This is a genomic window from Pseudomonas sp. Irchel s3f7, from assembly GCF_900187615.1.
Lineage (GTDB): Bacteria > Pseudomonadota > Gammaproteobacteria > Pseudomonadales > Pseudomonadaceae > Aquipseudomonas.
In genome coordinates this window covers 161,822-171,686 of the sequence record NZ_FYDO01000014.1, presented here as the reverse complement: position 1 = coordinate 171,686, position 9,865 = coordinate 161,822, and the positions used below count along the sequence as shown (strand labels likewise).

Annotated in this window: 12 protein-coding genes and 1 pseudogene; 3 read left to right on the top strand and 10 right to left on the bottom strand. The window is 59.7% G+C overall.

Features of this window, described 5'->3' with window-relative positions; genetic code table 11:
- Positions 1–120: pseudogene (locus tag CKW19_RS29095) on the top strand (IS110 family transposase); the annotation flags it as partial.
- A gap of 27 nt (positions 121–147) precedes the next feature.
- Here the strand turns inward: CKW19_RS29095 and hisC are convergent.
- From hisC to CKW19_RS14480, 10 genes are all read right to left on the bottom strand, one after another.
- Positions 148–1,200, bottom strand: a complete 1,053-nt coding sequence (gene hisC, locus CKW19_RS14525) for a histidinol-phosphate transaminase (protein ID WP_095058451.1) — start codon at positions 1,198–1,200, stop codon at positions 148–150.
- A 2-nt stretch (positions 1,201–1,202) separates the two neighbouring features.
- On the bottom strand, positions 1,203–2,528 hold the full coding sequence (gene hisD / locus CKW19_RS14520; protein WP_095058450.1) for a histidinol dehydrogenase: 1,326 nt from the start codon (positions 2,526–2,528) through the stop codon (positions 1,203–1,205).
- A 125-nt stretch (positions 2,529–2,653) separates the two neighbouring features.
- Positions 2,654–3,289, bottom strand: coding sequence for an ATP phosphoribosyltransferase (gene hisG / locus CKW19_RS14515; protein WP_007970278.1), 636 nt, complete (start codon positions 3,287–3,289; stop codon positions 2,654–2,656).
- A 129-nt stretch (positions 3,290–3,418) separates the two neighbouring features.
- Positions 3,419–4,684: a UDP-N-acetylglucosamine 1-carboxyvinyltransferase gene (gene murA, locus CKW19_RS14510; protein ID WP_053154618.1), complete on the bottom strand. Its 1,266-nt coding sequence runs from the start codon at positions 4,682–4,684 to the stop codon at positions 3,419–3,421.
- A 22-nt stretch (positions 4,685–4,706) separates the two neighbouring features.
- Entirely contained in the window at positions 4,707–4,946 is a 240-nt protein-coding gene (locus tag CKW19_RS14505; RefSeq protein WP_007912386.1) for a BolA family protein, read from the bottom strand.
- Between the two features lie 114 nt (positions 4,947–5,060).
- Entirely contained in the window at positions 5,061–5,366 is a 306-nt protein-coding gene (locus tag CKW19_RS14500; protein ID WP_095058449.1) for a lipid asymmetry maintenance protein MlaB, read from the bottom strand.
- Positions 5,363–6,004 (bottom strand): phospholipid-binding protein MlaC, encoded by a 642-nt coding sequence (locus CKW19_RS14495; protein WP_095058448.1) that lies wholly within the window; start codon positions 6,002–6,004, stop codon positions 5,363–5,365. The genes CKW19_RS14500 and CKW19_RS14495 overlap by 4 nt, the downstream gene beginning before the upstream one ends.
- 11 nt (positions 6,005–6,015) lie before the next feature.
- Positions 6,016–6,483: an outer membrane lipid asymmetry maintenance protein MlaD gene (gene mlaD, locus CKW19_RS14490; protein WP_095058447.1), complete on the bottom strand. Its 468-nt coding sequence runs from the start codon at positions 6,481–6,483 to the stop codon at positions 6,016–6,018.
- Positions 6,483–7,280: a lipid asymmetry maintenance ABC transporter permease subunit MlaE gene (gene mlaE / locus CKW19_RS14485; RefSeq protein WP_095058446.1), complete on the bottom strand. Its 798-nt coding sequence runs from the start codon at positions 7,278–7,280 to the stop codon at positions 6,483–6,485. Before mlaE ends, mlaD begins: the two co-directional genes overlap by 1 nt.
- Positions 7,280–8,089 (bottom strand): ATP-binding cassette domain-containing protein, encoded by an 810-nt coding sequence (locus CKW19_RS14480; protein ID WP_095058445.1) that lies wholly within the window; start codon positions 8,087–8,089, stop codon positions 7,280–7,282. The genes mlaE and CKW19_RS14480 overlap by 1 nt, the downstream gene beginning before the upstream one ends.
- A gap of 275 nt (positions 8,090–8,364) precedes the next feature.
- Between CKW19_RS14480 and CKW19_RS14475 the strand changes: the two genes are divergently transcribed.
- Both CKW19_RS14475 and CKW19_RS14470 read left to right on the top strand, forming a co-directional pair.
- Entirely contained in the window at positions 8,365–9,339 is a 975-nt protein-coding gene (locus CKW19_RS14475; RefSeq protein ID WP_095058444.1) for a KpsF/GutQ family sugar-phosphate isomerase, read from the top strand.
- A complete protein-coding gene (locus tag CKW19_RS14470; protein WP_095058443.1) occupies positions 9,339–9,863 on the top strand; it encodes an HAD family hydrolase in 525 nt (174 codons plus the stop codon). The genes CKW19_RS14475 and CKW19_RS14470 overlap by 1 nt, the downstream gene beginning before the upstream one ends.
- Positions 9,864–9,865: the final 2 nt, after the last annotated feature.

Genomic DNA, 9,865 nt, shown 5'->3' with positions numbered 1-9,865 from the left:
AAAGGGACCGAGGCGCTGGTGATACTTGCCAGAAAACTGGCTCGGGTACTGTTTGCCTTGATGAAAAACCAAAGTGAATACAAGCCTATTTCTATGTTTGGGGGTTCCCCCCAAACATAGAATCTCCCACAAGGGGATAGAAGTGCTTTAGAGATCGCTGAGGCCGTCGATCAACGCCTGATTCTGCTCTGGCGTACCAATCGAGATCCGCAGGAACTGGGCAATCCGCTCCTGCTTGAAGTGCCGCACGATCACGCCTTGCTCGCGCAACTTCGCCGCCAGACCCGCTGCATCGTGCTTCGGGTGACGGGCGAAGATGAAGTTCGCGGCCGACGGCAGGACTTCAAAACCCTTCGCCTGCAATTGCCCGATGACGTTCTCGCGGCTGTCGATGACCAATTGGCAGGTCTTGTCGAAGTACTCACGGTCGTCGAACGCCGCAGCGGCACCGACAATCGCCAGACGATCCAGCGGATAGGAGTTGAAGCTGTTCTTGATCCGTTCCAACGCCTCGATCAGGTCCGGATGCCCCACCGCCAGGCCAACCCGCAGACCAGCCAGGGAGCGGGATTTTGACAGGGTCTGGGTGACCAGCAGATTCGGATAACGGTCCACCAAGGTGATTGCCGTTTCACCGCCGAAATCGATGTAAGCCTCGTCCACCACGACCACCGAATCCGGGCTGGCCTTGAGGATCTGCTCCACCGCTTCCAGCGCCAACAGGCAACCGGTCGGCGCGTTCGGATTCGGGAAGATGATCCCGCCGTTCGGCTTGGCGTAGTCCGCCGGGTTGATCTGGAACTGTTCGTCCAGCGGCACCGCGTCGAATTTGATGCCGTACAACCCGCAGTAGACCGGATAGAAGCTGTAGCTGATGTCCGGGAACAGCAGTGGCTGATCGTGCTGCAGCAAACCGTGAAAGATGTGCGCCAGGACTTCATCGGAACCGTTGCCGAGGAACACCTGATTGCCTTGCACGCCGTAGTACCTGGCGACGGCTTGCTTGAGCACATCGCCGTTCGGGTCCGGATACAGACGCAAGTTGTCGTTCAGTTCGGTCTGCATCGCAGCCAGGGCTTTGGGCGATGGACCGTACGGGTTTTCGTTGGTATTGAGTTTCACCAGTTTCGTCAGCTTCGGTTGTTCGCCCGGTACATAAGGCACCAGATCCTTGACGAACGGGCTCCAGAATTTGCTCATGTTCAGTTTCCCTTTTGTTCGTCGACGATGCGGTATTCGGCACTGCGGGCGTGGGCGGTCAGCGACTCGCCACGGGCCAGCACGGAAGCGGTCTTGCCCAGAACGGATGCGCCCTGCTCGGAGCAGAAGATGATCGACGAGCGTTTCTGGAAGTCATACACACCCAGCGGCGATGAGAACCGCGCGGTGCCGGAGGTTGGCAACACGTGGTTCGGGCCTGCGCAGTAATCGCCCAGCGCTTCAGAGGTGTGACGGCCCATGAAGATTGCACCGGCGTGGCGGATCTGCGGCAGCCAGGCTTGGGGATCGGCCACCGACAATTCCAGATGCTCCGGCGCGATGCGGTTGGCGACTTCGATGGCTTGCTCCATGTCGCGCACCTTGATCAGCGCCCCACGGCCGTTGATCGAGGTCTCGATGATGGCGGCGCGTTCCATGGTCGGCATCAGTTTGCTGATGCTCGCAGCGACCTTGTCGAGGAATTCGGCGTCGGGGCTGACCAGAATTGCCTGGGCGTCTTCGTCGTGCTCGGCCTGGGAAAACAGGTCCATGGCGATCCAGTCCGGATCGGTCTGGCCGTCGCACACCACGAGGATTTCGGACGGGCCGGCGATCATGTCGATACCGACCTGGCCGAACACGTGACGCTTGGCGGTGGCGACATAGATGTTGCCCGGACCGACCACTTTATCGACCTTCGGTACGCTTTCAGTGCCGTAGGCCAACGCCGCAACTGCCTGCGCGCCACCAATGGTGAACACGCGATCGACGCCCGCGATGCAAGCGGCGGCCAGTACCAGCTCATTGATTTCACCACGCGGGGTCGGCACGACCATGACCACTTCGGTCACGCCGGCGACCTTGGCCGGAATCGCATTCATCAATACTGACGACGGATACGACGCCTTGCCGCCCGGCACGTACAAACCTGCACGGTCCAACGGCGTGACTTTCTGGCCCAGCACCGTGCCGTCGGCCTCGGTGTAGCTCCAGGAATCCTGCTTCTGCTTTTCGTGGTAGCTGCGCACGCGGGCGGCGGCGACTTCCAGCGCTTCGCGCTGAGGCACGGTGATGCGGGTCAGTGCCAGTTCCAGACGCTCACGCGGCAGGATCAGGTCGGCCATGGATTTCACGTCCAGCCCGTCGAACTGCCGGGTGAAGTCCACCAGTGCCGCGTCGCCACGTTCACGAACGGCCTTGATGATGTCCAGCACTCGCTGATTGACCGAGTCGTCAGACACACTTTCCCAGCTCAGCAGATGATCCAGATGATGTGCGAAATCCGGGTCAGCAGCGTTGAGTCGGCGAATTGCAGTCGGTGCGGTCATAGCGAGAGCCTCATAGGAATGGCAAAAACTCAGGCGCCCTAACTTAGCAGTCGTTTCCGCTTGGGCACCTGAGATTCTGGCTATGAGGCGGATAGACGGGCGCGACTCAAGGTCGCGCAGGTAAATCAGCCGCGGTGTCGAGACTCCACTGCCTTGCGCAGGGTGTCGATCAACGCCTGGATACGGGCGTGCTGCATTTTCATCGAAGCCTTGTTGACGATCAGACGGGAACTGATGGCCGCGATAAAGTCCTGTGGCTCCAGGCCATTGGCCCGCAGCGTGTTGCCGGTGTCGACCACGTCGATGATCTTGTCCGCCAGACCGATCAGTGGCGCCAGCTCCATCGAGCCGTACAGCTTGATGATGTCGACCTGACGGCCCTGTTCGGCGTAGTAGCGCTTGGCAACGTTGACGAACTTGGTGGCGATACGCAGACGGCCCTTGGGCTCGACGGCGCCGACCTTACCGGCGGTCATCAGCTTGCACTGGGCAATTTGCAGGTCCAGCGGCTCGTACAGGCCCTGGCCGCCGTATTCCATCAGCACATCTTTACCCGCAACACCGAGGTCGGCGGCACCGTGCTCGACGTAAGTCGGCACATCGGTAGCGCGCACGATCAGCAGACGGACATCGTCCTGGGTCGTGGGGATGATCAGCTTGCGGCTCTTGTCCGGATTCTCGGTCGGCACGATGCCCGCTTCAGCCAGAAGCGGCAAAGTATCGTCAAGGATGCGGCCCTTGGACAGTGCGATAGTCAGCATGGGAAACGTCAGCCCTTAATCAGGAATCTTATGCCCGGTCGCAAACGGCGCCGGACACGCATCGAGCCGGAAACCGGCTCGACATACAACAAATCCATTGGGCACGTCCTTGTGCCCGTGCAGCAGAAACTAGCCCGGAACGCGGCGAATCTTGGCGCCCAGCATCTGCAGTTTCTCTTCGATGCACTCGTAGCCACGGTCGATGTGGTAGATGCGGTCGATCAGGGTGTCGCCTTCGGCGATCAGAGCCGAGATCACCAGGCTGGCCGAAGCCCGCAGGTCGGTAGCCATCACTGGCGCGCCCTTGAGTTTTTCGATACCGGTGACAATCGCGGTGTTGCCTTCGACCTGGATGTGAGCCCCCATGCGATGCAGTTCGTAGACGTGCATGAAGCGGTTTTCGAAGATCGTCTCGATCACAGCGCCCGTGCCTTCGGCAATGGCGTTGAGGGAAATGAACTGCGCCTGCATGTCAGTCGGGAATGCCGGGTACGGAGCGGTCCGCACGTTGACGGCTTTTGGCCGCTTGCCGTGCATGTTCAGCTCGATCCAGTCTTCGCCACAGGTGATTTCGGCACCGGCTTCGCGGAGTTTTTCCAGAACGGCTTCGAGAATGGTCGGATCAGTGTCCTTGACCTTCACGCGGCCGCCAGTCACGGCAGCGGCAACCAGGTAGGTACCGGTTTCGATACGGTCTGGCATCACCTTGTAAGTGGTGGTGTGCAGACGCTCGACGCCATCGATGGTGATGGTGTCGGTGCCAGCGCCGGAAACCTTGGCGCCCATGGCGTTCAGGAAGTTCGCCAGGTCGACCACTTCCGGCTCGCGCGCGGCGTTGGCCAGGACGCTGCGGCCCTTGGCCAGAGCGGCTGCCATCATGATGTTTTCGGTACCGGTCACGCTGACGGTATCGAAGAAGAAGTGCGCGCCGCGCAGGCCACCTTCAGGCGCCTTGGCCTTGATGTAGCCGCCTTCGACGTCGATGACCGCGCCCATGGCTTCGAGACCACGAATGTGCAGGTCAACCGGACGCGAACCGATGGCGCAACCGCCAGGCAGAGCGACTTCGGCTTCGCCAAAACGGGCAACCATCGGACCCAGTACCAGGATCGACGCACGCATGGTTTTAACCAGTTCGTACGGCGCGATCAGGGTCTTGATGGTGCGCGGGTCGATTTCGACGGACAGTTTCTCGTCGATCACCGGCTCGATCCCCATGCGACCGAACAGTTCGATCATGGTGGTGATGTCGTGCAGGTGCGGCAGGTTGGCAACGGTCACGGGACCGTCGCACAGCAGCGTGGCCGCCAGGATCGGCAGGGCAGAGTTCTTTGCCCCGGAGATGCGGATTTCGCCGTCAAGACGAGCACCGCCAGTAATAATCAATTTATCCATAAGAATCTCGACGCCCTTGGGCTCAGGTGCGCTCGGCCCAGGCCGCGCTGCTGAAAAATTTCATAGTGACCGCATGGATGCTGCCATCGGTGATCCATGGGTTCAAATGGGCATAGATCTGCTGCTGACGCTTCACCGGGCTCAACGCCGCCAGTTCATCGCTAATCACGTTCAGCTGGAAATTGCAGCCTTCGCCCTCGACTTCTACCAACGTTCCGGGCAGCTTTCCTTCAAGGAAGCTCTTCACTTCTACGGCCTGCATGCTCAACCTCAATCGGCGCCCTGTGCGCGCGGGTCGGACATCATACAAAAAAGCCCCGCGCCTGCGAACCCCGCGGAGCAGGACTCTGACGGGGGGCTTTTTTATCGATGCGGGTTAGGGATGCGTCAACAGCTCGGTCAGCTCACTGACCTGGGCGATTTCACGCATGTCTTCTGGCATCGCACGAATGCTCAGGGCCTTGCCGGCCGCCTGGGCATCACGCATGAAGCACAGCAACAATGACAGGCCGACGCTGCTGGACTTCGTCACAGCCGAACAATCAACCACCAGCGCCGCGGCAGTGCTGGCCTTGATCAGCGCCCGCCCCTGCTCGCGCAGGCCGGGGCCGCTGCGGTAATCCAGCACGCCGCTGAGCCGCAGCTCGCCAGCGTCGTCCATCAGGACGGCCGATTCACTCATTGGGTTTGCTTCTCGGTGGATTCCTTGGCCTTGGCGACTTCACCGGCCCAACCATTGATGGTCTTGTCCAGGTCGTTGCCATTGCGCTGCATCGCATCGGCGAACTGATCACGGAACAGCTTGCCAATGTTGATGCCGTTGATGATGACGTTACGCAGCTTCCACTCGCCATTGATCTTTTCCAGCGTATAGGAAACCGGATAGATCGCGCCGTTGCTGCCCTTGACCGTCATGCCAACGCTGGTGCGGTCGCCCGACTCGTCCTTGGCAGGATCAACGACGATGCCCTGGTTGTTGTATTCCAGCAAGGCATTGCCATAGAACTGGAACAGACCTTTTTTGAAGTTTTCTTCAAAGGTCTTCATTTGCTCCGGTGTAGCTTTGCGCGAGTACTTGACCGTCATGATGCTCTTGGAAATGCCTTCGGCATCCACGACAGGCCCGACAATGCTATTCAGCGCCGCATAGAAATCCTGCGGATCCTGCTTGTACTTCTCTTTGTTGGCCGCCAGGTCGGCGAGCAAACGGGTAGTAGTGTCCTGTACCAGTTCGTGCGCTGAAGGTGCCGCCACGGCATTGGCTACCAATGGCAGCGCCGCGAGCAGTACCAACAGGCCACGTCGCAAGGTAGAGATCATTTAACAGTTCCTCATTTGGCGTCTTTGCTAACGGTATTGAGCAGGAATTTACCGATCAGGTCTTCAAGCACCAGCGACGACTGGGTGTCGTGGATGGTTCCACCGTCCTTGAGCAGGGAATCTTCGCCGCCCACGCTGATACCGATGTACTTCTCGCCCAACAGACCGGCGGTCAGGATAGATGCCGTGGAATCAGCCGGCAGGTTATCGACACGCTTTTCCACTTCCAGGGTCACACGACCGGTAAAGCTGTCGCGATCCAGATCGATCGCGGTGACCTTGCCGATGGTCACACCGGCCATGGTCACTTTGGCTCTGACCGTCAAACCGGCGATATTGTCAAAGTATGCATAAAGTTTATAGGTGTCGGTGCTCGGGCTCGGGGACAGTCCACTGACCCGCAACGCCAACAGCAGCAAAGCCAGGATGCCAGCCAGCAAGAAAAGGCCGACACCGATTTCCAGGGTGCGGTTTTGCATCAGAAATCTCCAAACATCAAGGCAGTCAGAATAAAGTCCAGGCCGAGCACTGCCAACGAGGCATACACAACGGTCTTGGTAGTGGCTCGGCTGATCCCCTCGGAAGTAGGGTCACAGTCATAGCCTTGGAATACGGCGATCCACGTCACGACAAAGGCGAAGACAATGCTTTTGATGATCCCGTTGAGCACATCGTCGGCGAAGGTCACGCTGTTCTGCATGTTCGACCAGTAGGAGCCTTCGTAGACACCCAGCCAGTCGACAGCCACCCACGAACCACCCCAGATGCCCACGACGCTGAAAATCATGGCCAGCACCGGCAGGGAAATGAAGCCGGCCCACAGGCGCGGGGCAATGATGTACTTGAGCGGGTCGACGCCAATCATTTCCAGGCTGGATAACTGCTCGGTGGACTTCATGTTGCCGATTTCGGCCGTCAGCGCCGAACCGGCACGTCCGGCGAACAGCAAGGCAGTCACCACAGGCCCCAGTTCACGCAACAGCGTCAGCGCGACCATTTGCCCGACGGCCTGCTCGGAGCCATAGCTCGACAGGATGTTGAACCCTTGCAGCGCCAGCACCATACCGATGAACACCCCGGAGACCACGATGATCACCAGGGACATCACGCCTACCGAATGCAGTTGCTTGACCAGCAGCCCGAAACCGCCACCGATACCGCCACGGCCCAGCAAAGCGTGGAACAGAAACAGCGCCGAGCGTCCGAACACCGCCAGCACGTCGATACCCGCCTGGCCGAACCGGCGTACGCGCTCTATTAATGAAATTTTGCGCATCAGCGCTTCCCCAGAAGATCTGCGCGGTAATCCGTCGCTGGAAAGTGGTACGGAACCGGGCCATCGGGGTCGCCAGTCATGAACTGACGAATGCGGGGGTCATCCGAATTCATCAACTCGTCAGGCGTGCCCTGCCCCAGCACCTGGCCGTCACCCACGACATAGATATAGTCCGCAATGCTCGCGGTCTCGGCCAGGTCGTGGGAAACCACGATACTGGTGATACCCAGCGCATCGTTGAGCAGGCGGATCAGGCGCACCAGTACGCCCATGGCGATCGGGTCCTGGCCGACAAAGGGTTCGTCGTACATGAGAATCTGCGGATCAAGCGCAATCGCCCGTGCCAGCGCGACACGACGCTTCATACCGCCGGACAATTCGTCGGGCATCAGGTCGATGGCGCCGCGCAAGCCTACCGCCTGCAATTTAAGCAGGACGATGTCGCGGATCATTTCTTCCGGCAGCCCGGTGTGAACGCGCAGCGGAAAAGCCACGTTCTCGAACACATCGAGATCGGTGAACAGTGCGCCACTCTGAAACAGCACACCCATATGCTTGCGGGCATCGAACAGATCGCTGCGCGACAGCTTCGGCAGGTTCTGCCCGTTGACCCAGACTTCGCCCTTGGTAGGGCGCAATTGCGCGCCCATCAAACGCAACAGCGTGGTCTTGCCACACCCGGAAGGCCCCATGATGCCGGTGACCTTACCGCGCGGGATACGGATATCGACGTTATTGAAAATGCTGCGCGCACCGCGCTTGAAGGTCAGTCCCTTCAGCTCGACCGCGTAGGCGTTATCGGCACTCATCTAAACTCCTTGCGATGCAGCCTCTCACTCGGACGCCTGACTTTCTGACGAAAGCACATACCTTCCGGGCAGGCCGAACTGGCGGCGAACTATATCACTGCAACCGCTGCGCGCCCAAGGCCATTGCCGGGTCATCTTCAGCGCGACGCCCGGCAAGACGCTTCTTTCAGAGGGATTAAGTAACAAGGAATGACAATGCGTAACGAACTTGCGTGAGGGTTTCGAACATAAACGCTATAATCGCCGCCTTTTCATCGGGCTATACGATTTCAGACATGAGCCAATCCAGCGACCTGATTCAATCGGCACAACGCACCATCCGCCTCGAGGTAGAAGCCGTACAAGGCCTGCTGCCCCACATCGACGCAGATTTCGTACGCGCTTGCGAGATGATTCTGGCCAGCAAAGGCCGCGTGGTCGTGGTCGGCATGGGCAAGTCAGGGCACATCGGCAACAAGATCGCCGCCACCCTGGCCAGCACCGGCACCACGGCCTTTTTTGTGCACCCGGCCGAAGCCAGTCACGGCGACATGGGCATGATCACCCGTGACGACGTCATCCTGGCACTCTCGAACTCCGGCTCCACCAACGAAATCGTGACTTTGCTGCCACTGATCAAGCGTTTGGGCATTCAGTTGATCAGCATGACCGGCAACCCCGCCTCGCCGCTGGCCAAGGCTGCCGAGGTCAACCTGAACGTGCATGTCGAGCACGAAGCCTGCCCGCTGAACCTGGCACCGACCTCCTCGACCACCGCCGCACTGGTTATGGGCGACGCCTTGGCCGTTGCGTTACTGGAGGCCCGCGGCTTTACCGCCGAAGACTTCGCTTTTTCCCATCCCGGCGGCGCCCTGGGCCGACGCCTGTTGCTGAAAGTGGAAAATGTCATGCACGCCGGGCAGGAGCTGCCGCAAGTTCAGCGCGGCACCCTGCTCAAGGACGCCCTGATGGAAATGACCCGCAAGGGGCTGGGCATGACGGTAGTCCTGGAGGCCGATGGCAAACTGGCAGGGATTTTCACCGACGGTGACTTGCGTCGCACGCTGGACCGCAGCATCGATATCCACAGCACTACGATCGATCAGGTCATGACGGCTCACGGCAAGACTGCCCGAGCCGAAATGCTTGCCGCCGAAGCGCTGAAAATCATGGAAGATCACAAGATCAGCGCGCTGGTCGTGGTCGATAGTGAAGACCGCCCTGTCGGCGCGTTGAACATGCACGACTTGCTGCGCGCGGGAGTAATGTAATGAACACGGACCTGCTGCAACGCGGCAAACAGATCAAGCTGGCGGTTTTCGACGTCGACGGCGTTCTCACCGATGGGCGCCTGTACTTTCTCGAAGACGGCAGCGAATTCAAGACGTTCAACACTCTGGACGGCCAAGGCATCAAGATGCTGATGGCAGCTGGTGTACAGACCGCTATCATCAGCGGCCGAAAGACCCCGGTGGTCGAGCGTCGAGCGAAGAACCTCGGTATCCCGCACCTGTTTCAGGGTCGCGAAGACAAACTGGTCGTTCTCGACGGTCTTCTGGAGCAACTAGGCTTAAGCTATGAACAGGTCGCCTACCTGGGCGATGACCTGCCAGACCTGCCGGTGATCCGTCGCGTTGGTCTGGGCATGGCAGTGGCCAACGCCGCCAGCTTCGTGCGCGAACACGCTCACGGCGTCACCGCTGCCCGCGGTGGCGAAGGCGCCGCTCGCGAATTCTGCGAATTGATCCTGCGTGCCCAGGATCGCCTCGATGCAGCCAACGCTGCATACCTGTGAGC